The organism is Inhella proteolytica (genome assembly GCF_016093275.1).
Classification (GTDB): Bacteria; Pseudomonadota; Gammaproteobacteria; order Burkholderiales; family Burkholderiaceae_C; genus Inhella; species Inhella proteolytica.
Map to the genome: position 1 here is coordinate 1 of NZ_JAEDAK010000013.1, position 23645 is coordinate 23645.

Annotated in this window: 22 protein-coding genes; 15 read left to right on the forward strand and 7 right to left on the reverse strand. The window is 68.1% G+C overall.

Annotation, left to right across the window (positions count from 1 at the left end; all coding sequences use genetic code 11):
* Positions 1–176: 176 nt before the first annotated feature.
* The 3 genes from I7X39_RS16715 to I7X39_RS16725 all read right to left on the reverse strand — a co-directional run bounded on the left by I7X39_RS16715 (position 177) and on the right by I7X39_RS16725 (position 2351).
* Positions 177–362: a hypothetical protein gene (locus I7X39_RS16715; RefSeq protein ID WP_198112308.1), complete on the reverse strand. Its 186-nt coding sequence runs from the start codon at positions 360–362 to the stop codon at positions 177–179.
* A gap of 1188 nt (positions 363–1550) precedes the next feature.
* A complete protein-coding gene (locus I7X39_RS16720) occupies positions 1551–1826 on the reverse strand; it encodes a hypothetical protein (RefSeq protein ID WP_198112309.1) in 276 nt (91 codons plus the stop codon).
* 81 nt (positions 1827–1907) lie between these two features.
* Positions 1908–2351, reverse strand: coding sequence for a DUF192 domain-containing protein (locus I7X39_RS16725; RefSeq protein ID WP_198112310.1), 444 nt, complete (start codon positions 2349–2351; stop codon positions 1908–1910).
* A 34-nt stretch (positions 2352–2385) separates the two neighbouring features.
* Here I7X39_RS16725 and I7X39_RS16730 point away from each other — a divergent pair, with 34 nt between their 5' ends.
* Genes I7X39_RS16730 through I7X39_RS16765 form a run of 8 tightly spaced genes read left to right on the forward strand, consistent with a single transcriptional unit; the run spans position 2386 to position 9559 of the window.
* Positions 2386–4536: a heavy metal translocating P-type ATPase gene (locus I7X39_RS16730; RefSeq protein WP_198112311.1), complete on the forward strand. Its 2151-nt coding sequence runs from the start codon at positions 2386–2388 to the stop codon at positions 4534–4536.
* A 3-nt stretch (positions 4537–4539) separates the two neighbouring features.
* Entirely contained in the window at positions 4540–4725 is a 186-nt protein-coding gene (ccoS, locus tag I7X39_RS16735) for a cbb3-type cytochrome oxidase assembly protein CcoS (protein ID WP_198112312.1), read from the forward strand.
* 40 nt (positions 4726–4765) lie between these two features.
* Positions 4766–6202, forward strand: coding sequence for a cytochrome-c oxidase, cbb3-type subunit I (gene ccoN, locus I7X39_RS16740; RefSeq protein WP_198112313.1), 1437 nt, complete (start codon positions 4766–4768; stop codon positions 6200–6202).
* Positions 6203–6212: 10 nt separating this feature from the next.
* Positions 6213–6836, forward strand: a complete 624-nt coding sequence (gene ccoO / locus I7X39_RS16745) for a cytochrome-c oxidase, cbb3-type subunit II (protein WP_198112314.1) — start codon at positions 6213–6215, stop codon at positions 6834–6836.
* Positions 6833–6997, forward strand: coding sequence for a cbb3-type cytochrome oxidase subunit 3 (locus I7X39_RS16750; protein WP_198112315.1), 165 nt, complete (start codon positions 6833–6835; stop codon positions 6995–6997). Before ccoO ends, I7X39_RS16750 begins: the two co-directional genes overlap by 4 nt.
* A complete protein-coding gene (gene ccoP, locus I7X39_RS16755) occupies positions 6990–7895 on the forward strand; it encodes a cytochrome-c oxidase, cbb3-type subunit III (RefSeq protein ID WP_198112316.1) in 906 nt (301 codons plus the stop codon). The genes I7X39_RS16750 and ccoP overlap by 8 nt, the downstream gene beginning before the upstream one ends.
* Positions 7896–7898: 3 nt before the next feature.
* Positions 7899–9314: a cytochrome c oxidase accessory protein CcoG gene (gene ccoG, locus I7X39_RS16760; RefSeq protein WP_198112317.1), complete on the forward strand. Its 1416-nt coding sequence runs from the start codon at positions 7899–7901 to the stop codon at positions 9312–9314.
* Between the two features lie 11 nt (positions 9315–9325).
* Entirely contained in the window at positions 9326–9559 is a 234-nt protein-coding gene (locus I7X39_RS16765) for a hypothetical protein (RefSeq protein WP_198112318.1), read from the forward strand.
* 63 nt (positions 9560–9622) lie between these two features.
* On the opposite strand, the gene fnr is transcribed toward I7X39_RS16765, so the two are convergent.
* Positions 9623–10357, reverse strand: a complete 735-nt coding sequence (gene fnr / locus I7X39_RS16770) for a fumarate/nitrate reduction transcriptional regulator Fnr (protein ID WP_198112319.1) — start codon at positions 10355–10357, stop codon at positions 9623–9625.
* A 94-nt stretch (positions 10358–10451) separates the two neighbouring features.
* Between fnr and hemN the strand changes: the two genes are divergently transcribed.
* The 4 genes from hemN (at position 10452) to I7X39_RS16790 (ending at position 15284) form a co-directional block, all read left to right on the forward strand.
* A complete protein-coding gene (hemN, locus tag I7X39_RS16775) occupies positions 10452–11888 on the forward strand; it encodes an oxygen-independent coproporphyrinogen III oxidase (protein ID WP_198112320.1) in 1437 nt (478 codons plus the stop codon).
* 24 nt (positions 11889–11912) lie between these two features.
* The gene (locus I7X39_RS16780; RefSeq protein WP_198112321.1) at positions 11913–12557 is read left to right on the forward strand and encodes an urease accessory protein UreH domain-containing protein; all 645 of its coding nucleotides are present in this window, start codon (positions 11913–11915) and stop codon (positions 12555–12557) included.
* Between the two features lie 63 nt (positions 12558–12620).
* Positions 12621–13874 (forward strand): NADP-dependent isocitrate dehydrogenase, encoded by a 1254-nt coding sequence (icd, locus tag I7X39_RS16785; RefSeq protein WP_198112322.1) that lies wholly within the window; start codon positions 12621–12623, stop codon positions 13872–13874.
* Positions 13875–14099: 225 nt separating this feature from the next.
* A complete protein-coding gene (locus I7X39_RS16790) occupies positions 14100–15284 on the forward strand; it encodes an esterase/lipase family protein (RefSeq protein WP_198112323.1) in 1185 nt (394 codons plus the stop codon).
* Positions 15285–15288: 4 nt separating this feature from the next.
* Here I7X39_RS16790 and I7X39_RS16795 read toward each other — a convergent pair whose 3' ends face one another.
* Both I7X39_RS16795 and I7X39_RS16800 read right to left on the reverse strand, forming a co-directional pair.
* Entirely contained in the window at positions 15289–15999 is a 711-nt protein-coding gene (locus I7X39_RS16795; RefSeq protein WP_198112324.1) for a response regulator, read from the reverse strand.
* The gene (locus I7X39_RS16800; protein WP_198112325.1) at positions 15992–17377 is read right to left on the reverse strand and encodes an ATP-binding protein; all 1386 of its coding nucleotides are present in this window, start codon (positions 17375–17377) and stop codon (positions 15992–15994) included. The genes I7X39_RS16795 and I7X39_RS16800 overlap by 8 nt, the downstream gene beginning before the upstream one ends.
* A gap of 105 nt (positions 17378–17482) precedes the next feature.
* On the opposite strand from I7X39_RS16800, the gene I7X39_RS16805 reads away from it, so the two are divergent.
* Positions 17483–18661 carry an efflux RND transporter periplasmic adaptor subunit gene (locus I7X39_RS16805; RefSeq protein ID WP_198112326.1) on the forward strand — a complete coding sequence of 393 codons (1179 nt, stop codon included), beginning with the start codon at positions 17483–17485 and terminating at the stop codon, positions 18659–18661.
* A gap of 4 nt (positions 18662–18665) precedes the next feature.
* Positions 18666–21818, forward strand: a complete 3153-nt coding sequence (locus I7X39_RS16810; RefSeq protein WP_198112327.1) for an efflux RND transporter permease subunit — start codon at positions 18666–18668, stop codon at positions 21816–21818.
* On the opposite strand, the gene I7X39_RS16815 is transcribed toward I7X39_RS16810, so the two are convergent.
* Complete coding sequence (locus tag I7X39_RS16815; RefSeq protein ID WP_198112328.1) at positions 21808–22662, reverse strand: universal stress protein; 855 nt, start codon at positions 22660–22662, stop codon at positions 21808–21810. The two genes, I7X39_RS16810 and I7X39_RS16815, sit on opposite strands and share 11 nt — an antisense overlap.
* Before the next feature lie 65 nt (positions 22663–22727).
* Here I7X39_RS16815 and I7X39_RS16820 point away from each other — a divergent pair, with 65 nt between their 5' ends.
* Positions 22728–23639: a class I SAM-dependent methyltransferase gene (locus I7X39_RS16820; protein ID WP_198112329.1), complete on the forward strand. Its 912-nt coding sequence runs from the start codon at positions 22728–22730 to the stop codon at positions 23637–23639.
* The last annotated feature ends 6 nt before the right edge of the window (positions 23640–23645 follow it).

The following is a 23645-nucleotide window of genomic DNA, read 5'->3' on the forward strand; positions in this document are numbered from 1 at the left end:
CACGGGCTTGGGCGCTTGGCTCATCGCCTTGCGCTTGGCCCAAAGCCTTATCGACATCACCTCGACCGGCCTGGTTCATCGTGCCATCGGCAGTGATGGATTCGGCAGGGGAAAGATACGAGGCCTTAATTTGGAAGGGGGTTCAGATTAAAGGCCCCGGCAGCCCACTGGGGCCGTTACAGCCAATCGGTGGTGATGATGCACTCCAACACGTACTGGTGTATGGGCACGCCGGCGCCAACTTCATTGATCGTGGTCTTCTGGGCATTCCACAGCGTTTGAATATGCGCAACTTGCGCCTCGCTGAACTTGAAGGTTCCTGCAGCGGTGCGGCATACGCCGCGCGGGTAGTCGATGGCCATGAGATGTTTGTCAGTTCAAGTCAACGGGAAGCAGATCGGGGTGCGCTGGGTGACTTGCTCGGGCGCGAATGGGTTGGCATTGCGGTGTTTACCGACGGGGGCACCAACACGCTGCGCACAACGTCCCGCACTCGGCGGTCGTACTCGATGTAGTTCAGCGGTGTGCAATCTGGCTCTTTCCCATCTTGGAGCCGGGTGCAGGGAACCGTGCTGTAGCCAACCACCAGGGATTGATCCCATCGGTAGGTGACGGCCCAGTCTCGAACCGGAAGCGGGACAGTGACGAACCGACTCACAAAGAAGTGCGTTCCTGTCGGCGTTTGAAAGAAGTCCAGATCGAACCTCAGGCTGACCCAGCCGCTCGCTCCGTCTGCGCCTCCGGAGCCGAGCATCCTCATCGTTTCCGGTGTACTACACCAAGTCCAGTGCGCCCCCCGCTTGCAGCTCGATTCATGGGGCTCGAAGTTGTCTCTGAGCTGCTTGAGCTGGGGGAAAGTGCCATCGGCCAGCACTACGGCTCCCAAAGTACTCGTCTGGGGGTGCTCGACGAGCCTGACCCAAAAGACGCTTAGCGGGGCGGACTGGCACGCTTGCAGCGGCGGGAGCTTGGGCGGGGACGCGGACACCGATTCGCCGCGCAAGCGCACCGAGTTGTCGAGCAAGCTCAGCTCGATCGCCCAGCGTTTCGGGTCCACGCGCACGAGGTGATCGCCCACCCGGAAGTAGAGGTCGCCCCCGCTGGCGCAACCCACGCGTCGATTGACGGATGCATCGATGGGGGTGGCCAAAGTTGGCGTAGGGATAGAGCTGACTGGCGGCTGGGCTGTGGCGGGCGGATTGGCCAGCGCAGCCACTGGCGCTACCAGTGGCGCCAGCAGCACCAGGATCAGCCCTTTAATCTGAAGCCGTTGATCCGGTTTAACTACTTGGATCACAAGTCCTCCTTTTGGCGGAATCTGCCCTCTTGGACATCAGGGACGTCAGGGTCAGCCCTTTAATCTGAACCCCCGCCGCTGGTTCTGGTGCCCGGATCACAAGTCTTCCTTCATCAGGGCTATCGCCCTTCTGATCAATGGGCTGATCGCCTTCCTGGCTCTACCCGAGGCGCCAACCGGTTCCTGGGCTGCCCAACTTTCCCGCACCCGGGGCCAGCGTTCGCGAATCTGTCGGCTGAGGGTCTGGCGCCGGTCAGCTCGGCTTGCTTGCGCAGGGCTTCGGCGGCCAGCTTGGCCTGCTTGGCCAGGATCTCGGCCCTTTGGATTGCAGTTGGGCGCGGTCGCTCTGGCTCAGGCCTGCGGTCTTGAATGCTTGGCCGCTCAGTGCCGCCAGCAGGACATGTTCGAGGGCCAGGTGCTTCGGGCTCACGAGTTCGTCGCGCTGGGCCCAGGCGGCCGATAGAACAGCGGCGTAACGTGCCAGCAGTTCGCTCACCGGGTGGCGTTGGGATTCGGGAACGGAGCTCATGCTGCGCTCCCTTCGTCCAGGCCTTGGGACTGCACGCGCCAGAGCTGCGCGTGCACGCCGCCCGGCTTCTTCCGCAGCTGTTTAGTTCCCGAAGGGCTTGCCCTGCAGCTTCATGCCGGGCTTCAATCCCCGCTTGGCAAACCAGCCCAGGTTCATCTCCAGCGCATAGCGCACCGGCTCCTTCGAGCAATGGCTGGTTTCGTCGAGCGGCTGCATGTCGGCCAGGGAGGCGATGCGGCCGTCATCCGCCAGGAAGGCGATGGATAGCGGCAGCAGGGTGTTCTTCATCCAGAAGCACTGCGTCTCGCGCGACTCGAACACGAACAGCATGCCCTCGTGCTGCGGCATGTCCCGGCGGTGCATCAGGCCGATGGCGCGCTGCTCAGGCTCGATGGCCAGCTGGGCCTGGATCTGGTGCATGCCCGCGCGCAGCGTGGTGGTGGGCAGGCGCTGGGCCTGGGCGTGGGCCTGGGCGCCGGTGAGCAGCAGCACCAGGATGAAGAGCAGGGGCTTGATACGCGTCATGAGATGAAGAGGCGGCAACAGGAACAATGGCGCAATGCACGCCGTGGCCGCGCCCATTATCTCGACCGCCCCTGAAGCCCCGGCTCCCAGTCCCGCCCAGTCCGTGACCCTGCAGGTCAGCGGCCTGCATTGCGCCGCCTGCGCGGATCTGCTGCGCGCGCGCCTGGAGGCCCTGCCCGGCGTGCACCGCGCCGGCGTGGGTTATGCCGCCGCACTGGCCTGGGTGGAGTTCGAGCCGGCGCAGGTGGACCTGGCCGCCCTGCAGGCCGCCGGCCGTGCGGCCGGCTACGAACTGGTGCCCGCCCAGCCTGAGGCCGCGGCCGCGCTGCGCCGGCGCGAGGCGCGCGCCATGCTGTGGCGCGTGTTCGTGGCCTGGTTCTGCATGATGCAGGTGATGATGATGGCCGCGCCGACCTACTTCGACAGCGGCGCCGAAGTGCCGCCCGACCTGCGTGCCCTGCTGCACGGCGCCAGCTGGGTGCTGAGTCTGCCGGTGATCCTGTTTGCCGCCGGCCCTTTCCTGCGCGGCGCCTGGCGCAGCCTGCAGCAACGCCGCCTGGGCATGGACGTGCCGGTGGCGCTGGGCATCCTGCTCACCTTTGGCGCCAGCACCCTGGCGCTGGCGGACCCAGGCGGGCCGCTGGGCGATGCGGTGTACCTCGATTCGCTCACCATGTTTGTGGCCTTCCTGCTGGCCGCGCGCTGGCTGGAATTGCGCGCCCGCCATGCGGCCGCGGCCAGCCTGGAGGCTCTGGGCGAAGCCCTGCCGGCCGAGGTACGCCGGCTGGCGCCCGGAGGCTGGGAGACCGTGGCGCGCAGCGCGCTGCGCCCGGGGGACCGCATCCAGGTGGCCCTGGGTGAAACCGTGCCGGCCGACGGCATGCTGCTCGAAGCCCCGGCGCTGCTCGACGAAGCCCTGCTCAGCGGCGAATCGCGCCCCGTGCCGCGCCAGCCTGGCGAGGCGGTGGTGGCCGGCAGCCTGAACCTGGGCGCGCCGCTGCAATTGCAGGTGCGGGCGGTGGGCGATCAGACCCGCTCGGCGGCGCTGGGCCGGCTGTTGCAGCAGGCCCTGACGGAGCGGCCCGCCTGGGCCTGCGAGGCCGACCGCTGGGCGCCGGCCTTTCTGGCCCTGGTGCTGCTGCTGGCGGCCGGCGCTGGCCTGGCCTGGTGGTGGCTGGCGCCAAGTCGCGCACTGGGCGTGGTGGCCGCGGTGCTGGTGGTGACCTGCCCCTGCGCCCTGGCCCTGGCCGCACCCGCGGCCCTGGTGGCCAGCGCGCGTGCGCTGGCGGCTCAGGGGGTGTGGCTGCAGCGCCTGCCGGCGCTGGAGCGCTTGGCCAGCGTCAACCATGTGGTGCTGGACAAGACCGGCACCCTGACCGAGCCGCTGGTGCGCGCGCCGGCTGGCACCGAACCCGAACTGCTGGCCGCGGCGGTGGGGCTGGCGCAGTGGTCGCGCCATCCGCTGGCCAAGGCCTTGGCGCGCCTGCCGCTGGACCGGCCAGCCTGGCGCTGGAGCGAGGTGCAGGAGCAGCCCGGGCAGGGCCTGCGTGCGCTCGACCCGGCCGGCCACTGGTGCTGGCTCGGCCGGGCCCCCGATGGCACGGCCGCCCTGTCCTTCGGGCGCGAGGACGGCAGCCAGCGCCTGGACTTCGCGGTGGACGAACAGGCCCGGCCGGCGGCCCGCAGCAGCCTGGAGAGGTTGCGCGCCCTGGGGCTCAAGCTCAGCCTGCTGTCGGGCGATCGACCCGAGCGCGTGGCGGCCCTGGCCGCCCAGCTGGAACTGCGAGAAGCGCGCGGTGGATGCAGCCCCGAGGACAAGCGCCAGGCCGTGCAGGCCCTGCAGGCCGCGGGTGATTGCGTGCTGATGGTGGGCGATGGCCTGAACGACGCCCCGGTACTGGCCCAGGCCGATGCCTCGGTGGCGCTGGGGGAGGGCGCCGGCCTGGCCCGTCAGGGGGCGGACCTGACCCTGCTGCGCAATGAGCTGGCGGCGTTGCCCGAGTTGCTGTTGCAGGCGCGCCGCACCCGCCGGGTGATGCGGCAGAACCTGGCCTGGGCCGCCGCCTACAACCTGCTGGCCGTGCCGCTGGCCGTCACCGGCCAGCTGCCGCCCTGGGCCGCCGGCCTGGGCATGGCCCTGAGTTCGCTGCTGGTGGTCGGAAACGCCCTGCGCCTGGCCCGTTGAGCGATGGAAATCCTCTATCTCTTGATCCCCGTCACGGTGCTGCTGGCCTTCCTGGTGCTGGGCATCTTTGCCTGGGCGCTGAAGGCGGGGCAGTTCGAGAGCATCGAGCGCGAGGGCGAGCGCATCCTCGAAGAAGACGCGGATGTCGATAGTCAGACCCCGGTTGACGGCGATCAAGGCACCCCATGACCTTGTAACCAAAGAATGTGAGCCAGAAGGAGAACCCCGAATGGCTCATCCACATTCATCGGCGGCACCTGCTGCCTACTTTGACGGCCCGGTCAGGGCCTTTGCTTTGGCCGCGGTGCTCTGGGGCATCGTCGGCATGTTGGTTGGCGTGCTCATCGCCGCCCAACTGGCCTTCCCAGACATGACGCAGGGCATCTCGTGGCTGAGCTACGGGCGCTTGCGCCCGCTGCACACCAACGCGGTGATCTTCGCGTTCGGCGGCTCGGTGCTGTTTGCCACCGCCTACCACGTGGTGCAGCGCACCTGCCAGGTGCGCCTGTTCGCGCCCCAACTGGCCTGGTTCACGTTCGTGGGCTGGCAATTGGTCATCCTGCTGGCGGCCATCACCCTACCGGCGGGCATCACCAGCGGCAAGGAGTACGCCGAGCTGGAGTGGCCGATCGACCTGCTGATCGCCGTGGTGTGGGTGTCCTACGCCATCGTGTTCTTCGGCACGGTGGGCACGCGCAAGGTGCGCCACATCTATGTGGCGAACTGGTTCTTCGGCGCCTTCATCATCACCGTGGCGCTGCTGCACATCGTGAACAGCGCGGCCATGCCGGTCAGCCTGTGGAAGAGCTACTCGGCCTACGCCGGTGTGCAGGACGCGATGGTGCAGTGGTGGTACGGCCACAACGCGGTGGGCTTCTTCCTCACCGCCGGCTTCCTGGGGATCATGTACTACTACATCCCCAAGCAGGCCGAGCGCCCGGTCTACAGCTACCGCCTGTCCATCGTCCACTTCTGGGCGCTGATCTTCACCTACATGTGGGCGGGCCCCCACCACCTGCACTACACCGCGCTGCCGGACTGGGCGCAGAGCCTGGGCATGCTGTTCAGCCTGGTGCTGTTGGCGCCGAGCTGGGGCGGCATGATCAACGGCATCATGACCCTGTCGGGCGCCTGGCATAAGTTGCGCGACGACCCGGTGCTGAAGTTCCTGATCGTGTCCCTGTCCTTCTACGGCATGAGCACCTTCGAGGGCCCGATGATGTCCATCAAGACCGTCAACGCCCTCAGCCACTACACGGACTGGACCGTCGGTCACGTGCACAGCGGTGCCTTGGGCTGGGTGGGTCTGGTGTCGATGGGCGCGCTCTACGCCTTGATCCCGCGTCTGTGGGGCCGCAAGGAAATGCACAGCAAGAGCGCGATCGAGCTGCACTTCTGGATCGCCACCATCGGCATCGTGCTCTACATCGCCGCGATGTGGATTGCCGGTGTGATGCAGGGCCTGATGTGGCGTGCCACCAACCCGGACGGCACCCTGGTCTACAGCTTCGTCGAATCGGTGAAGGCGACCTATCCCTTCTACCTGATCCGTCTGGCCGGTGGCCTGCTCTATCTGTCCGGCATGTTCGTCATGGCCTGGAACGTCTGGATGACCGTCAAGGGCCGCGAGGTGGCCGTGCAGTCGCCCAAGCTGGCTGCTGCTTAAGGAGAACAACATGGCAGACCACAACAAGCCTGTCAGCGGTCACGAGCGCATCGAGACCAACAACTTTCTGATGATCGTCCTCATCCTGGTGGCCGTGGCCGTCGGTGGGTTGGTCGAGATCGTGCCGCTGTTCTTCCAGCGCAGCACCACGCAGGCCGCGCCGGGCGTCAAGCCCTACACGGCCCTGCAGCTGGCCGGGCGTGACATCTACATCCGCGAGGGTTGCTACAACTGCCACTCGCAGATGATCCGCCCGCTGCGTGCCGAAACCCTGCGTTACGGCGCCTTCTCCAAGGCTGGCGAGTTCGTCTACGACCACCCCTTCCAATGGGGCAGCAAGCGCACCGGCCCGGACCTGCACCGCGTCGGTGGCCGCTACAGCGACGAGTGGCATCGCATCCACCTGACGCAGCCGCGCGACCTGGTGCCGGAAAGCAATATGCCGGCCTACCCCTGGCTGGCCAGCGCCACCATCGACCCGGCCAGCATGGAGCCGCGCATGAAGGCCTTGCGCACCCTGGGCGTGCCCTACTCGGATGCCGACATCGCCGGTGCCGCCGAGGCCGTCAAGGGCAAGACCGAGATGGAAGCGCTGATCGCCTACCTGCAAGGCCTGGGGAGGACCACGCCATGAGCCCCGACGACATCAACCTCTTGCGCGGCCTGGTGACCGTGGTGTCCTTCATCGGCTTCGTGGCCCTGGTGTGGCACAGCTGGAGCCGCAAGCGCAGCGCCGAACACGCCGAAGCCGCCGCGCTGCCCTTTCAGGAAGAACAAGGAGTGAACCGTGAGTGATTTCTTCAGCAGCGGCTGGCACTGGTTCATTGCCGCCGTCTCGGTGGCGGGCCTGGCCTTCTGCATCTGGCTGCTGTTCACCAGCAGCAAGACCACGCATATGTCGGACGACGGCACCACCGGCCACGTCTGGGACGAGGACCTGCGTGAGATGAACAACCCGTTGCCGCGCTGGTGGCTGGGCCTGTTCGTCATCACCGTGGTGTTCAGTGCCATCTACCTCTACCTCTACCCGGGCCTGGGCCAGGCCGAGGGCTCTCTGAAGTGGAGCAGCGAGGGGCAGCATCAGGCCGAGGTGGATGCCGCCAAGGCCAAGACGGCGCCGCTGTACCAGCGCCTGGCCGCGATGGATGCCAAGGCCCTGGCGGCGGATGCCGAGGCCATGGGCATTGGTCAGCGCCTGTTCCTGAACAACTGCGCCACCTGTCACGGCTCGGACGCCAAGGGCAGCAAGGGCTTCCCCAACCTGACCGATGGCGACTGGCTGTGGGGTGGTGAGTTCGAGACCATCAAGCAGACCATCACCGAAGGCCGCATCGGCCAAATGCCGCCGATGGCCGCCGCCGTGGGCACGGGCGAGGACCAGCGCAACGTGGCGCACTACGTGCTGAGCCTTTCCGGCAGCGCGCATGACAACCTGCGCGCTCAGCTCGGCAAGGAGAAGTTCGCCGCCTGCGCCGCCTGCCACGGCAGCAAGGGCGACGGCAACACGGCCCTCGGAGCGCCGCGCTTGAACGACAAGATCTGGCTGCATGGCTGGGGTGAGCAGGCCATCATGGCCATGATCGCCAACGGCAAGCACAACCAGATGCCTGCACAGAAGGCGACGCTCGCTCCCGAGCAGATCCATGTGCTGGCCGGCTATGTGTGGAGCCTCTCCAACGGCGGAAAGCGCTAAGCAGTGAGCGAAGAAGCGGTCGTTCGCCTGTACCGGAAGCGCCAGAAGATCCACCCTCGGGAGATCAGCGGGCGCTTCCAGAATTGGCGCTGGGTGTTCGTGTTCCTCACGCAGGCCGTGTTCTACGGCCTGCCCTGGATCGAATGGAACGCTCGCCAGGCGGTGCTGTTCGACCTGGAGGCGCGCCGCTTCTTCCTGTTCGGCCTGGTGCTCTACCCGCAGGACCTGTTCTACCTGACGGCCCTGCTGCTGCTGAGTGCCTACGCGCTATTCCTATTTACCGCGGTGGCGGGGCGCCTGTGGTGCGGCTATGCCTGCCCGCAGACCGTCTACACCTCGGTGTTCCTGTGGATCGAGGCGCGCTGCGAGGGCAACAAGAGCCAGCGTGAGCGCCTCGACAAGTCGCCTTGGAACGCCGAGAAACTACGCAAGCGCGGCCTGAAGCACCTCATCTGGATCGCGCTCGCACTCATCACCGGCTTCAGCTTCGTGGGCTACTTCACGCCCATCCGAACCCTTTGGCAGGAACTCGCCGCCCTCCAGCTGGGGCCCTGGCAGACCTTCTGGATCGGCTTCTACGCCTTTGCCACCTGGGGCAATGCGGGCTTCATGCGCGAGCAGGTCTGCAAGTACATGTGCCCCTACGCGCGCTTCCAGAGCGCGATGTTCGACCGCGACACGCTCATCATTGGCTATGACGTCGAGCGCGGCGAGCCGCGTGGCCCGCGTGCGCGCAAGGACGATCTGAAGACCAAAAACCTGGGGCACTGCATCGATTGCGGGCTGTGCGTGCAGGTCTGCCCAGTCGGCATCGACATCCGCAAGGGCCTGCAGTACGAGTGCATCGGCTGCGCCGCCTGCATCGACGCCTGCGACCAGGTGATGGACAAGCTGCAGTACCCGCGCGGCCTGATCCGCTACGACACCGAGAACGGCATCGAGCAGCATCTGGACCGCAAGACCGAGTGGCTGCGCGTGCTGCGGCCGCGCGTCTGGGTCTATTCGGCGGCGCTGTGGTTGATCGTCGCGGCCGTGGCCGCAAGCCTGTGGTGGCGGCCGCCGCTGCGTTTCGACGTGGTGCGCGACCGCGGCGCACTGGCGCGTTGGAACGAGCAGGGTCAGCTGGAGAACGTGTACCGGCTGCAGTTGATGAACGTGGTGGAGCGGCCGCAGCGCTATCGCATCCGTGTCGAACCCGTGGACGCCGCCCTGACCCAGCTGCAGCTCGGCAGCGGCACCGAAATTGAGCTCGGGCCCATCGAGGCCCGCTGGGTGCCGGTGACCGTCCACCTGCCGGCCGATACCGCGCCACCGGCGCCAGGTGCGCATGCCCTGCGCTTTGTCATCGAACGCGTGGCGCAGGGGGCCGACAGCAGCCGCAGCGTCGAAGAAAAATCCACCTTCGTGGTGCCCCGATAGGAGAGAAGCCCATGCAAGCCGCCCTGAAAGAGAAGATCGCCGGTCCGGCCCAGCCCTGGTGGCGTGTGCGCATGGTGTGGCTGGTGTTGGCCCTGCCGCTGAGTGCGGTGGTGGCGGGCATGACGACCGCGGTCATCGCGCTCAGCGACCCCGATCCGGTGGTGCGCGCCAGTGCCGAGGCGCCGGCCGAGCGCCCGGCGGTGGAGGGGCGCAACCACGCCAGCACAGGTGGCAAGCAGCCCTGAGCGAGGCATTGCTATCAACAAAAAGGGCCGCGTGAGCGGCCCTTTGTTCTTGGCGTGGCTTCCTCAGCAGGCGGCCGAGGACACCAGGCGCTGCAAGGCGTCAGGCTCCAGCACGGTGATCTGGCGCTGCTTCACTTCGAGGATGCCTTCGTCCTGGAAGCGCGAGAAGGTGCGGCTCACCGTCTCCAACTTCAGGCCGAGGTAGCTGCCGATCTCTTCGCGCGTCATGCGCAGCACCAGCTCGCTGGCCGAGTAACCGCGCGCCTGCAGGCGCTGCGTCAGGTTCAGCAGGAAGGCGGCCAGGCGCTCTTCGGCGCGCATCGAGCCCAAGAGCAGCATCACGCCATGGTCGCGCACGATCTCGCGGCTCATGATGCGGTGCAGCTGATGCTGCAGCGCGGTGAACTCGCGCGCCAGGTGCTCCAGTTCGTCGAACGGCAGCACGCAGACCTGGGAGTCTTCGAGGGCTTCCGCATCCACCGTGTGGCGATGGCTGCCGATACCGTCCAGCCCCAGCAACTCGCCCGCCATCTGGAAGCCGGTGACCTGCACGCGGCCGTCTTCGGCATTCACACAGGTCTTGAAGAAGCCCGTGCGCACGGCATACAGCGCATGGAATTCTTCACCGACGCGGAACAGGGTCTGGCCCCGAGCCACCGTGCGGCGCTGGTTGATCACCCCATCCAGGCGTGTCATGTCGGACTCGCTCAAGCCAAGGGGAAGACAGAGTTCGCGCAAATTGCAGCTCGAACAGGCGGTGCGCAGCGGCTCCACGCGGATCGGGGTCGGGCTCAGCATGCTTGGCATTATCGGGATCCCTGGCTGAATTGAGGCTGACGGTGGCTTGAGCGGCGTCAAGGACAGCACAGCCAGCGGTCGGCAGTATTCAACCATGTCCCCAGACCACACCACCACCACCGCTGTTTTGCCCGATTCCGCCGGTTTTTTGCCCCCGGGTCTGCTCAGCCGGCTGGAATCCAGCGGCCCCCGCTACACCTCCTACCCGACGGCCGATCGATTCGTGGAGGCCCACGGGCCGGAGCAGCATATGCGGGCCTTGGCCCAGCGCGCGGCTGGGGTCGGGGGGCTGACCGGCAGCGGCGCGCCGCTTTCGGTGTATGTGCATGTGCCGTTCTGCGAGTCGCTCTGCTATTACTGCGCCTGCAACAAGATCATCACCAAGCACCATGAACGCGGTGGCGAGTACCTGCAGCTGCTGGACGCCGAGATCCGCATGTGGACCCAGGCCCTGGGCCCGCGCCAGGGCGTCACCCAACTGCACCTGGGCGGGGGCTCGCCCACCTTCCTGAGCGACACCGAACTCACGCAGATGACCGAGCGTCTGAAGGCCGCGTTCGAGTGGTTGCCCGGCATCGAGGCGTCGATCGAGGTCGATCCGCGCACCGTCAACGAGGCGCGCTTGGCCCATTTGAAGCAGCTCGGCTTCAACCGCCTGAGCCTGGGCATCCAGGATTTCGACGAGCGCGTCCAGCAGGCCGTGCACCGCGTGCAGTCCTACGGGCAGGTCGAGGCGCTGATGAAGTCGGCGCGCGAGCTGGGCTTCCAGTCCATCAATCTGGATCTGATCTGCGGCCTGCCGCTCCAGACCACCACCAGCTTCCAGCGCACGCTGGAGCAGGTGATCGAGCTGCGCCCCGAGCGCATCGCGCTTTACGCCTACGCCCACCTGCCACAGCGCTTCAAGGCGCAGCGCCGCATCCACAGCGTGGACATTCCGCTGCCCGAGGTGCGCCTGCAGATGCATGCCCAGGCCATCGCCGCCTTCCTGGAGGCCGGCTACGAGCACATCGGCATGGATCATTTCGCGCTGCCCAGTGACGCCCTGGCCCAGGCCAAGCGCCAGGGCCGGCTGCACCGCAATTTCCAGGGCTACACCGTGCAGCCCGACGGCGACCTGATCGGACTAGGGGTTTCGGCCATCTCGCGCGTGGGCGCGAGCTACTGCCAGAACGCCAAAACCATTGAGGAATACCGCGATGCATTGGAGCAGGGCCAATGGCCGGTGGTGCGCGGCATCACTCTGAGCCGCGACGACTTGGTGCGCCGCGCCACCATCATGGCGCTGATGTGCCAGGGCCGGCTGGACTTCCAAGCGTTGGCCGACGCCCACCTGATCGACCCGCGCAAGTACTTCGCGGCCGAGCTGGAAGCGCTGCAGAACCATGCCGAACAAGGCCTGGTGACGATCAGCGAGCAGGCCGTCGAGATCACGGCGCTGGGTTGGTTCTTCGTGCGCTCGATCGCCGCGGTGTTCGACCGTTTCCTGCAACTCGAAGGCGCGCGCGAGAAGTTCTCGAAGATCATCTGAGCTCCGCCTCGCCACAATCGGCGCATGCTTGTTTCTTCGGCCTTGGTCGTCAGCACCGCGCTGATGGGCCTGGCGGCCATTCCCCATTGCGCGCTGATGTGCGGTGCCCCATGCGCCGCGCTCGCCCCCGCGGCTCGCCAGCAACTGGGCTTTCAGACCCTGCGCCTGCTCAGCTACGCCGCGGCCGGTGCGTTGGCTGCAGCCAGCGTGGGCTGGCTGCGCGAATCGGTGCAACTGACCCAAGCTTTGCGCCCGTTCTGGACCTTGATCCATGTCGGCCTGCTGGCGCTGGGCCTGTGGCTGCTGGTGGCCGGGCAATTGCCGGCCTGGCTGGGCCGCTGGGGCCGCCAGCCGAGCCAGCCGCGCCGCTGGGGCTGGACGGCCGGTGCGCTCTGGGCCGCCTGGCCCTGCGGGCTGCTGCAGGCGGCACTGATGGTCGCGGCGCTGGCCGATCACCCCATCGGCGGTGCCGCCGCCATGGCTGCGTTCGCGCTCGTTTCCGGCCCGGGCTTGCTGTGGGCGCCGCTGTGGCTCAAGCGCCTGCGGGGCGGGCGCGAGGCCACGCTGCCCATTCGCCTGGCGGGCGCCGCCCTGGTGGCTGCCGCTTTGTTTGCCCTGGGTCATGGCCTATGGGCACGCTTCGTGGAATGGTGTAGCCAGGCGTTCTGAACGCGGTTCACGCCTCCTAGAATCCCCTGTTCGTTACTTCCCCCAACGCCTGGAGCCTCATCCATGTACCAGCACATCAAGGTGCCCGAGGGCGGCCAGAAGATCACGGTCAACGCCGACTTCTCGCTGAACGTCCCCAACAACCCCATCATTCCCTACATCGAAGGGGACGGCACCGGCTTCGACATCACCCCGGTGATGATCAAGGTGGTCGACGCCGCTGTGGCCAAGGCCTACGGCGGTGCCAAGAAGATCCACTGGATGGAGATCTACGCCGGCGAGAAGTCGACCAAGGTCTACGGCCCCGATGTGTGGCTGCCTGAAGAAACCCTGACCGTGCTGCGTGACTACGTGGTCTCGATCAAGGGCCCGCTGACCACCCCGGTCGGCGGCGGCATCCGATCGCTGAACGTGGCGCTGCGCCAGGAACTGGACCTTTACGTCTGCCTGCGCCCGGTGCAGTACTTCACCGGCGTGCCCAGCCCCGTGAAGGAGCCGCACAAGGTCGACATGGTGATCTTCCGCGAGAACTCGGAAGACATCTACGCCGGCATCGAGTTCGAGGCTCGCTCCGAGAAGGCCAAGAAGCTGATCTCCTTCCTGCAGACCGAGTTCGGCGTCAAGAAGATCCGCTTCCCCGAGAGCAGCGGCATCGGCATCAAGCCGGTCAGCCAGGAAGGCACCGAGCGCCTGGTGCGCAAGGCCATCCAGTACGCGATCGACAACGACAAGCCCAGCGTCACGATCGTGCACAAGGGCAACATCATGAAGTTCACCGAAGGTGGCTTCCGTGATTGGGCCTACGCCCTGGCCCAGAAGGAGTTCGGCGCCGAGCTGATCGACGGCGGCCCGTGGTGCAAGTTCAAGAACCCGAAGACCGGCAAGGAAATCGTCATCAAGGACAGCATTGCCGACGCCTTCCTGCAGCAGATCATCCTGCGCCCGGCCGAGTACTCAGTGATCGCCACCCTGAACCTGAACGGCGACTACATCTCTGACGCACTGGCCGCCCAGGTCGGTGGCATCGGCATCGCCCCGGGTGCGAACCTGAGCGATTCGATCGCCATGTTCGAAGCCACCCACGGCACCGCGCCCAAGTACGCCGGCAAGGACTACGTGAACCCGGGTTCGGAAATCCTCTCGGCCGAGATGATGCTGCGCCACATGGGCTGGACCGAGGCGGCGGACCTCATCATCAGCAGCATGGGCAAGGCCATCCTGACCAAGAAGGTGACCTACGACTTCGCCCGCCTGATGGAGGGCGCGACCCAGGTCAGCTGCTCGGGCTTCGGCCAGGTGATGATCGAGCAGATGTAAGCCTTTCGGCTTTCATCGCAGGGGCCCCGCTGTGCGGGGCCTTTTTCTTTGCGCCGCACGCTCGATTGCTTGGGTGCGAAGGATCTCCGGGGCAACCCTGTCGCATTCCCCGCAGCGATTACGCCGGGTTACGCCTGCGCGGCGCGCGGCTGGGCAGCATCGGCCTCCCGTTCCTGGCTGTCTGCAGGGCCGGATCTCCTCCTTCAACTTTCACGAGGTGTTCCGATGCAGCGATGGTGGATTGCAATGGCGATGGCTGGCCTGGCCGCATTCGCCCCGGCGGCGCAGGCCGCGAATGAGGACCCGATCGTGCTGGTGCACGGTTTTGGCGGCTGGGGTCGCGACGAGGTGTTTGGCTACAAGCACTGGGGCGGCAACCTGGATCTGCAGGAGTTCCTCAAGGGCCAGGGCCACCCGACGGTGACCGTGGCCATGGGCCCGACCAGCTCGAACTGGGACCGTGCCGCCGAGGCCTATGCGCAGATCAAGGGCGGCTGTGTGGATTACGGTGCGGCGCATGCGGCCCGCCATGGCCATGCGCGCCATGGGCGCTGCTACACGGCCCTGTACTCGGGCTGGAGTGCGGCCAAGCGCGTGCACCTGGTGTCGCACAGCCAGGGCGGGCCGACCTCGAACATGCTGATCGAGCTGCTGCGCAACGGTTCGGCCGCGGAGCGTGCCGCCACCGGCGCAGCCACCTCGCCGCTCTTCACGGGCGGCAAGGACTGGGTGCACAGCCACACCTCAATGGCCGGAGCGCACAACGGCACCACCTTCGGCCGGCTCACGAGCTTCAACGAGTTTGCCAAGCAGCTGCTCAAGGTGGTGGCCGGCGCGGTGGGCGCGAGCGGTGCGGATGCGCTGCCCTTCGACTTCAAGCTCGACCAATGGGGACTGAAGCGCCAGCCGGGTGAGAGCCAGGCCAGCTATGCGAACCGGGTCTGGGCCTCGTCGATCTGGAACACCCAGGACGTGGCGCTTTACAGCCTCAGCCCCGAGGGCGCAGCGGCCGAGAACCAGTGGGTCAAGACCTCGCCCGAGGTCATCTACTTCTCGTACAGCGTAGGTACCACCTACCGCGAGCCCCTGTTTGGCAACCACCTGCCGGACTTCAACACCAATCTCGCGCTCTCGCCCTTCGCCACCGGCATGGGCGTGTATCGGGCGCTGGGCACGGGTTGGCTGCAGAACGATGGCGTGGTCAATACCATCAGCATGAAGGCGCCCTTTGGCGCCCCGACGCGCGAGTACGACGGCACGGCACGCAAAGGCTGGTGGAACCATCTCGGGCATCTGCAGGCCGACCACTGGGACGTGGTGGGCAGCGGTGATCTGGCGCGTAATCTGGGCCCGAACCCGTACCTGCGCGATCTCTACCTTTCAATCGCACGCCGGCTGAAGGCCCTGTAGGCGCTCAGGCGTCGTAGCGGTAGCCCACGCCGTAGACGGCACGGATGCGGTCGCTGCCGGCGCCGGCCAGCTCCAGCTTGCGGCGCAGGTTCTTCACATGGCTGTCGACCGCACGCTCGGTCACGGCGCGCAGGTCGTCGTGCAGTTGATCGAGCAACTGCTGACGTGGCCACACGCGCCCGGGCTGGGCGGCCAGGCAACGCAGCAGGCGGAACTCGTTGGGCGTCAGGTCCAGGTCCTGCCCCTGCCAGCTGGCGCGCCAGCCCTCGGCGTCGATCTGCAGGGGTTGGTGGGTGGGTGTTGGGGCCGGTCGGGTGCGGCGCAGCACGGCTTTGATGCGGGCCACCACCTCGCGCGGGCTGAAGGGGTTCTTGGCGATGTAGTCGTCGGCGCCGAGCTCCAGGCCGAGCAGGCGGTCGGCCTCGTCGGCGCGTGCCGTCAGCATCACGATGGGCACGGCGGAGCGTGCGCGCAGGGCCCGGCACACCGCCAGGCCATCCAGGCCGGGCAGCATCAGGTCCAGCAGCACCAGCTCGTGCCGGCCCGCTTCCCAGGTGGGCAGCACGGCCAGGCCATCGGCCACGCAGTCCACCTGGTGGCCGGCGGCGCGCAGGTAGTCGACCAGCAGGGCGGCCAGCTTGGGTTCGTCCTCGACGACGAGGATGCGCGCCGGGCCGGGGTCCAGCGGCAGGCTTGGGGGCAGGGGCTCAAGCATGGGCCGGCAGCACCACCTGCACCCACAGGCCGCCCAGCGGCGAGGGCTTGGCCTCGATGCGGCCCTCGTGCGCCTCGACGATGCGCTGGCAGATCGACAGGCCCAGGCCGGCGCCGCCGGTGCGCCGGTTGCGCGAGGCCTCACCGCGGAAGAAGCGCTCAAAGAGGCGCGGCAGCTGCTCGGGCGTGACGCCCGGGCCGCTGTCCTGCACGTCGATCACCGTGCCCCCCGGGCCGCGAGCGGCCTGGATGCGCAAACGTCCGCCGGCGTCGGTGTAGCGGCAGCTGTTCTCGAACAGGTTGTTGAAGAGCTGGCGCAGGCGGCGTTCGTCGCCAAAGGCGGGCAGGGGCTGCTCGGGCAGTTCCAGCTGCAGCTGCAGGCCGCTGCCCTGCAGGCGCTCGCCGAAGGCACCGGCGGTGCTGCGCAGCAGCGGGCGCAGGTCCAGCTCAGCCTTGCGGTAGGCCAGGGCGCCCACATCGGCAAGCGACAGCTCGTACAGGTCATCCACCAGCTTGTGCAAGGTGACCACCTCGCCGCGCAGCGAGGCCAGGGCGGTGCCATCCAGCTGGCGCACGCCATCCTCCAGGGCTTCGAGCTCGCCGTTCAGGATGCCCAGCGGCGTGCGCAGCTCGTGCGAGACATCGGCCATGAACTCACGCCGCATGGCCTCGTTGCGCTGCAAGGTGTGGGCGAGCTGGTTGAAGTCGCGGCTCAGCTGCGCCACCTCGTCGCCGGAGCGGCGCTCGGGCACGCGGGCGTTGTAGTCGCCCGCGGCCAGGCGATGCGAGGCCTCGGCCACCTGGCGCACCGGCCGCGCCAGCCGGCGCGAGGCCCAGAAGGCCAGGCCGGCGGCCAGCAGCAAGGCGCCACCGCCCACCGCCCAGGCCACGCGCGCTTGCGCGTCGGCAAAGCGCTTCTCCGCGCCGGAGCTGACGGATTCGAAGGGTGTCAGCGCCAGCCAGCCCACGGTCAAGCCGTCGACGACGACGGGTCGTTCCAGCGCGTCGGCAGACGGGGTGGCGAAGCCGGCAATGCGCTGGCGGTCGGCGTCAAAGAGGGTGAAGCGGCGCGTCGCGCCGGTCAGCTCCGCGGGGCTGCTCTTCACCGCCGGCGCCTGGGCCTCGGGCAGGCGCGGGCGCAGCAGGCGGCCCCAGAGCTCGGGCTTTTCGCGCAGGAAGTCCCAGCTGCCGCCGTTTTCGCGGTAGCCCGCCGTCACGCTCACCAGCGCCAGCTCCAGCCGGTTCACGGCCTGCTCGTTCAGGTAGCCCAGGAAGCCGCGGTTCAGCGCCATGTGCGCGGACACGCCCATGGCCACGGCCACTGCGAGGGCCGTGCCAAGCACGATGGCGAAGACTTGGGTGCTGAGGCTCGGTTTCATGACGGGTCGCACTGTGGCGGTTGAGCTTGGGCAGAGCAAGCGGCAACCCAGCGTGGTGCGGGCTCTTCAAGCTGGCTCCATATTCTTGATGCAGCATGCGCCGCCATGACCTTCAAGCTGCCCGTTCTCCTTGCTGCGCTGAGCGCCGCGCTCCTGATTGCCGGATGCCAGAAGTCATCCGACGCCACCAACAAGCCCGCACCCAAGCCGCCTGAGGTGGGTGTGGTGACGGTGACGGCGCAGGACGCCCCGCTGGAGCTGGCACTGCCCGGGCGGCTGAGTGCGGGCCAGGTGGCGGAGATTCGCCCGCAGGTCAGCGGCATCGTGCAGCGCCGCTTGTTCACCGAAGGCTCGATGGTCAGGGCCGGCCAGCCGCTCTACCAGATCGATGCGGCCAGCTTCGAGGCCGAGCGCGCCCGTGCGGCCGCCGCTCTGCAGAAGGCCGAGGCCCAGGCCGCCAATGCCAAGGCACGCGCGGCGCGCGACGCCGAGCTGCTGCAGTCCGGCATCGTCACCCGCCAGGCCGGCGACGACAGCGCCGCCGCGCTGCGCCAGGCCGAGGCCGAGGTGGCGGTGGCGCGTGCCGCCTTGGAGGCCGCGCGCATCCAGCTGGCGCGCACCCGCATCGAGGCGCCCATCAGCGGCCGCGTGGATCTTTCCACCGTCACCCCCGGCGCGCTGGTGACGGCCAACCAGACCCAGGCCCTGACCACCGTGCAGCAGCTCGACCCCATGCAGGTGGACATCGTGCAAAGCAGCGCCGAGCTGCTGGCGCTGCGCCGCCAGCTCGAAGGCCGCAGCGGCAGCAATCAGCTGCAGATCGTGCTGGAGGATGGCACGGTCTACCCGCTGCCGGGCCAGCTGCAGGTCAGCGGCGTGGCGGTGGACCGCGGCACCGGCGCCGTGACCCTGCGTGCCAGCGTGCCCAACCCCAAGGGCCAGCTGCTGCCCGGCATGGTGGTGACGGCCAAGCTGCTGGCCGGCATCGATGCCGGCGCCATCCTGGTGCCGCAGCAGGGCGTCAGCCGCTCGCCCACCGGCGAGGCCACGGCCCTGGTGGTGGGGGCCGACAACAAGGCCGAGCGCCGCCGCCTGAAGCTGGAACGCGCCGTGGGCAACCAGTGGCTGGTGACGGCAGGCCTGAAGGTGGGCGACAAGCTCATCGTCGAGGGCCTGCAGCGCGCCCGCCCGAACCAGCCGGTGACGCCGGTGCCGGCCGGCTCGGCGCCGAAGAAGAGGGGCGAGGGCAAGCCCGCGGCCGCCGCCTCTGCGCCGAAGGCCTAAGCAGATGGCCAGCTTCTTCATCGACCGACCCATCTTTGCCTGGGTCATCGCCATCGTCATCATGCTGTTCGGCCTGGGGGCGATTCACAAACTGGCGCTGGAGCGCTACCCGGACATCGCGCCCACGCGCGTGTCCATCAACACCAGCTACCCCGGCGCCTCGGCCCAGGCGATCGAGGATTCGGTGACCCAGGTCATCGAGCAGAGTCTGAAGGGCATCGACGGCCTGCTGTCGATCGAATCCACCAGCAGCGCCACCGGCAATGCCAACACCAACCTGACCTTTGTGGCCGGCACCAACCCTGACACCGCGCAGGTGCAGGTGCAGAACAAGGTGGCCTCGGTCATCAGCCGGCTGCCGCAGGCGGTGCAATCGCAGGGCGTGCGCGTCACCAAATCGGGCGTGGATTTCCTGATGGTGGCCATGCTGACCAGCGACGACCCCGCGGTAACGTCCAGCGACCTGGGCGACTACCTCAACAGCACCCTGGTGGACATCATCAGCCGCGTCGAGGGCGTGGGCGATGTCAACGTCTTCGGCTCCGGCTATGCGATGCGCATCTGGCTGGACCCGACCAAGCTGCAGCGCTACGGCCTGGTGCCGGGCGACATCCGCACCGCCTTGCTGCAGCAGAACACCGAGGTCTCGGCCGGCCAGATCGGCGCGCTGCCGGCGCCCGAAGGCCAGCGGCTCACGGCCATCATCACCGCGCGCTCCAAACTCACCACGGCCGAGCAGTTCCGCGACATCGTGCTGCGCGTGCAGGCCGACGGCTCGGCCCTGCGCCTGGGCGATGTGGCCCGCGTGGAACTGGGCCGCGACAGCTACACCACCAATGTGCGCTCTAGCGGCGTCACGGCGGCCGGCATGGCCATCTTCCCGGCCAGCGGCGCCAATGCCCTGGCCACGGGCGATGCCGTGAAGGCCAAGCTCAAGGAGCTGGAGCCCTTCTTCCCGCCCGGCATGAAGGCCACGGTCACCTTCGACACCACGCCCTTCATCCGCGTGTCGATCGAGGGCGTGGTCGAGACCCTGGTGGAGGCCATGCTGCTGGTGGTCTTCATCATGTACCTGTTCATGCAGAACCTGCGCGCCACCCTGGTGCCGGCGATCGCCGTGCCGGTCGTGCTGCTGGGCACCTTCGGCGTGCTCTCGCTGGCGGGTTACTCGATCAACTCGCTCACCATGTTCGGCCTGGTGCTGGCCATCGGCCTGCTGGTGGACGACGCCATCGTGGTGGTCGAGAACGTCGAGCGCCTGATGCGCGAGGAGGGCCTGTCGCCCAAGGAGGCGACGCGGCGCAGCATGCGCGAGATCACCGGGGCGCTGGTCGGCATCGCCGTGGTGCTCAGCGCCGTGTTCATCCCGATGGCCTTCTTCGGCGGCTCCACCGGCATCATCTACCGGCAGTTCAGCATCACCGTGGTCAGCGCCATGGTGCTCTCGGTGCTGGTGGCCATGAGCCTGTCGCCCGCGCTGTGCGCCACCGTGCTGCAGCCGGTGAAGAAGGGTGAGCATGCCGCCCACACCGGCCCGCTGGCCAAGCCGCTGGACTGGTTCTTCGGCGGCTTCAACCGCCGCTTCGATGCCTTCACCGAGCGCTATGTGCGCCAGGTGCGCTGGCTCACGGCGCGCGGCGTGCGCAGCTTCGTGGTCTATGGCCTGGTGATTGCCGGCATGGCCTGGATGTACAAGAGCCTGCCGACCTCCTTCCTGCCCGACGAGGACCAGGGCGGCCTGCAGATCCAGGTGCGCATGGCGCCCGGCTCCACCAACGAGCGCCTGGAAGCCGTGATGCAGCAGCTGGAGGCCTATCTGGCCGACCAGAAGGAAGTGCTGTTCTACAACGTGGTGCGCGGCGCCGGCGGCGACCAGGGCTCGGGCCAGGGCTTCATCCGCCTGCGGGACTGGAAGGAGCGCAAGCGGCCCGAACAGAGTGCCGCGCAGCTCGCCGAGCGCTTCACGCGCGAGCTGGGGCGACGCATCCGCGATGCCAATGTTTTCATCGTCATGCCGCCCACCGTGCGTGGCCTGGGCGGCAGCGCCGGCATCCAGCTCTTCCTGCAAGATCTGGGCGGCCTGGGGCAGGAGCAGCTGATCGCCGCGCGTGAGCAGCTGATCGAGCTGGCCAATGCCCGCCCCGAGCTGGCGCGCACCCGCACCAACAGCCTCACGGAAACGCCGCAGCTGCAGATCAGCATCGACGACCACAAGGCCGGCGTGCTGGGGGTCTCCACCCAGGTCATCAATGACACCATGTCGATCGCCCTGGGCGGCGCCTATGTGAACGACTTCATCGACCGCGGCCGCGTCAAGCGCGTGCTGCTGCAGGGCGAGGCCGCCTACCGCGCCGACCCCGAAGCGCTGCGCCACTGGTACGTGCGCAACGGCAGCGGCCAGATGGTCTCCTTCGCCGCCTTTGCCAGCAGTCGCTGGGTCAGCGGGCCGCGCCAGCTGGTGCGCTACAACGGCAGCTCGGCCTACGAGATCCAGGCCGATGTGCCACCCGGCGTGAGCTCCGGCGCGGCCATGAAGGCGATGGAAGAGGTGCTGCGCGAGCTGCCGCCGGGCATCGGCTACGAGTGGTCGGGCCGCAGCTACCAGGAACGCCTGAGCGGCGACCAGGCGCCGCTGCTCTACGCCGTCTCGGTGCTGTTCATCTTTCTTTGCCTGGCAGCGCTGTACGAGAGCTGGTCGGTGCCCTTCAGCGTGATGCTGGTGGTGCCGCTGGGCATCTTCGGCGCGCTGGCGGCCAGCCATCTGGGCGGGCAGCTGAACGATGTGTTCTTCCAGGTCGGCCTGCTCACCACCGTGGGCCTGTCGGCCAAGAACGCCATCCTGATCGTCGAGTTCGCCCAGACCCTGGTGAGCCAGGGCATGGGCCTGCTGGAGGCCACGCTGAAGGCGAGCCGGCAGCGCCTGCGCCCGATCCTGATGACCTCGATGGCCTTCATGATGGGTGTGCTGCCCCTGGCCCTGGCCAGCGGCGCGGGTTCGGGCTCGCAGCGCGCCATCGGCGTGGGCGTGCTCGGCGGCATGGCAAGCGCCACCGTGCTGGGCATCTTCTTCGTGCCGCTGTTCTATCTGTGGGTACGCCAGCGCTTCAGCCGCGCAGTGGCCAAGCCGGCGGCGGCGGCCGCCACCGTCAGTGACTGAAGAGCACCGGCACCGTCATGCTCTGCAGCAGCTCGCGCGTCACACCGCCCAGCACCAGCTCCCAGGCGCGCGGGTGGCCGTAGGCGCCGCAGACGATCAGGTCGGCACCGCTGTCGGCCGCGCGTGAGAGCAGGGCCTCGGCCACCGAGGCATCCGGGCTCCAGGCGCGCGCCAGGCGCTCGCCCAGACTGGGCTGGCGCGCCAGCGGCAGCAGGCGTGGCTGCAGCGGCACGCCGTGGCGGCGCAGATGCGCCTGCACGGCGCTCCAGGCCAGAGGTTCTTCGGCATCCAGCGCCAGCTGCTCCACCTGGCGCGCCGCGCGCAGCCAGGGCAGGGCGTCGTTCATGGCGCGTGCGCTTTCGCGCGTGCCCGACCAGGCCAGCAGCACCGTTTGCCCCAGCGTGGGCGCGGCGCCGATGAAGGGCACCAGCAGCACCGGGCAGCTGGCCTGCACCAGGATGCGCGCCATCGCCTCCAGGCTCAGGCCGCGGCCGGGTTCGGGCTGGCTGAGAACCAGCAGGTCGGTGGCGCGGCTGGCTTCGATCAGGTGGTCCACCGCCTCATCGGCCCGGTGCACCAGCTCGGCCTGCACGCCGCCACACTGCGCCTCCAGCTGCGCCTGCGCCTGGGTCTTGAGCGTCTGCATCTGCTCCGTCACCAGCTGGGTGGCCAGGGCCGCGGCCTCGGGGCTGAGGTAGGCCCCGGAGGCCACCGACTCCACCACCGCGCGCAGGCTCAGCCCCGCGCCATGCTGGCGGGCCAGGGCGGCCGCCACGCCCAGCGCATGCTGGCTGGCCGGGCTGGCGTCGCCGAAATGCACCACGATCTGACGAATGCTGTCCATGCGAGGCTCCCGAAGAGTGGATGGGTCCATCCTAGACTCGGCCGCCCTGACTTCGGATGCTGCCCATGAGCCTGAGCCCCGCCAGCCTGCAAGCCCTGGCCGATGACACGGCCTTCTGCGACGCCCTGCTGGCGCGCTCGCAGCACCTGCGCGAGCAGCTCGATGCCCGCATGGAGCAGGTGCTGGTGGATCAGCTGGACGGCCTGGCGGCGGCCTTCAAGCCCAGCCAGGTCGAGGTGGAGGTGGACGAGGCCACGCGCGCACGCCTCTTTGAGATCGTGGCGCGGCAATGGGCCCATGTGGGCGAGCAGATGCCGCACTTTTCCGTGCTCTCGCACGAGGACTGGCGCCCCGAGCAGCTGACTGCCGAGCGCCTGGCGGACTTCTATGAGACCGGCCGCGGCGAACTGGTGCTGCTGCGGCGCCTGCTCTCGCAGGTCGGCCTGGGCCTGCCCTGCAAGGCGCGCTGCGTGGAGCTGGGCTGCGGCGTGGGCCGGGTCACGGTGCACCTGGCGCCGCAGTTCGGCGAGGTCGAGGGCCTGGATGTCTCACCCGGCAATCTGGCCGAGTGCGAGCGCGCCCTGGCGGCGCGCGACATTCGCAACGTGCGTCTGACGCGTCTGCAGGCACCGCCCGACATCCAGCAGCTGGCGCCCTACGACCTGCTGTTCTCGCGCATGGTGCTGCAGCACAACCCGCCGCCCATCCAGCACTACCTGCTGCGCGAGCTGCTGGCGCGGCTGCGCCCTGGGGGCATCGTGGTGTTCCAGCTGGTCACGGGCGGCCCAAGCTACGGCTACCTGGCGGCGCAGCACCTGCAGAAGCACGCCACCACCGACTTCGAGATCCACGCCCTGCCCATGCCGGCTGCGCTGGCGCTGCTGCGCGCCAGCGGCTGCGCGCTGCTGGATGTGTTCCGCGACACCGCGGGCGGCTTCAACGTCTCCTCCTACACCTTCCTGGCGCAGAAGCTCTGAAGCGGC

What these genes read in the sequence shown, in the direction of transcription:
- hemN (WP_198112320.1), top strand. Translation starts at nt 10,452, where the DNA reads ATGTCCCCAGACCACACCACCACCACCGCTGTTTTGCCCGATTCCGCC.
- I7X39_RS16780 (WP_198112321.1), top strand. Translation starts at nt 11,913, where the DNA reads ATGCTTGTTTCTTCGGCCTTGGTCGTCAGCACCGCGCTGATGGGCCTG.
- I7X39_RS16720 (WP_198112309.1), bottom strand. Translation starts at nt 1,826, where the DNA reads ATGAGCTCCGTTCCCGAATCCCAACGCCACCCGGTGAGCGAACTGCTG.
- fnr (WP_198112319.1), bottom strand. Translation starts at nt 10,357, where the DNA reads ATGCTGAGCCCGACCCCGATCCGCGTGGAGCCGCTGCGCACCGCCTGT.
- I7X39_RS16730 (WP_198112311.1), top strand. Translation starts at nt 2,386, where the DNA reads ATGCACGCCGTGGCCGCGCCCATTATCTCGACCGCCCCTGAAGCCCCG.
- ccoN (WP_198112313.1), top strand. Translation starts at nt 4,766, where the DNA reads ATGGCTCATCCACATTCATCGGCGGCACCTGCTGCCTACTTTGACGGC.
- ccoO (WP_198112314.1), top strand. Translation starts at nt 6,213, where the DNA reads ATGGCAGACCACAACAAGCCTGTCAGCGGTCACGAGCGCATCGAGACC.
- I7X39_RS16810 (WP_198112327.1), top strand. Translation starts at nt 18,666, where the DNA reads ATGGCCAGCTTCTTCATCGACCGACCCATCTTTGCCTGGGTCATCGCC.
- I7X39_RS16800 (WP_198112325.1), bottom strand. Translation starts at nt 17,377, where the DNA reads ATGAAACCGAGCCTCAGCACCCAAGTCTTCGCCATCGTGCTTGGCACG.
- I7X39_RS16815 (WP_198112328.1), bottom strand. Translation starts at nt 22,662, where the DNA reads ATGGACAGCATTCGTCAGATCGTGGTGCATTTCGGCGACGCCAGCCCG.
- I7X39_RS16725 (WP_198112310.1), bottom strand. Translation starts at nt 2,351, where the DNA reads ATGACGCGTATCAAGCCCCTGCTCTTCATCCTGGTGCTGCTGCTCACC.
- I7X39_RS16765 (WP_198112318.1), top strand. Translation starts at nt 9,326, where the DNA reads ATGCAAGCCGCCCTGAAAGAGAAGATCGCCGGTCCGGCCCAGCCCTGG.
- I7X39_RS16805 (WP_198112326.1), top strand. Translation starts at nt 17,483, where the DNA reads ATGACCTTCAAGCTGCCCGTTCTCCTTGCTGCGCTGAGCGCCGCGCTC.
- I7X39_RS16790 (WP_198112323.1), top strand. Translation starts at nt 14,100, where the DNA reads ATGCAGCGATGGTGGATTGCAATGGCGATGGCTGGCCTGGCCGCATTC.
- I7X39_RS16820 (WP_198112329.1), top strand. Translation starts at nt 22,728, where the DNA reads ATGAGCCTGAGCCCCGCCAGCCTGCAAGCCCTGGCCGATGACACGGCC.
- I7X39_RS16715 (WP_198112308.1), bottom strand. Translation starts at nt 362, where the DNA reads ATGGCCATCGACTACCCGCGCGGCGTATGCCGCACCGCTGCAGGAACC.
- icd (WP_198112322.1), top strand. Translation starts at nt 12,621, where the DNA reads ATGTACCAGCACATCAAGGTGCCCGAGGGCGGCCAGAAGATCACGGTC.
- I7X39_RS16795 (WP_198112324.1), bottom strand. Translation starts at nt 15,999, where the DNA reads ATGCTTGAGCCCCTGCCCCCAAGCCTGCCGCTGGACCCCGGCCCGGCG.
- I7X39_RS16750 (WP_198112315.1), top strand. Translation starts at nt 6,833, where the DNA reads ATGAGCCCCGACGACATCAACCTCTTGCGCGGCCTGGTGACCGTGGTG.
- ccoS (WP_198112312.1), top strand. Translation starts at nt 4,540, where the DNA reads ATGGAAATCCTCTATCTCTTGATCCCCGTCACGGTGCTGCTGGCCTTC.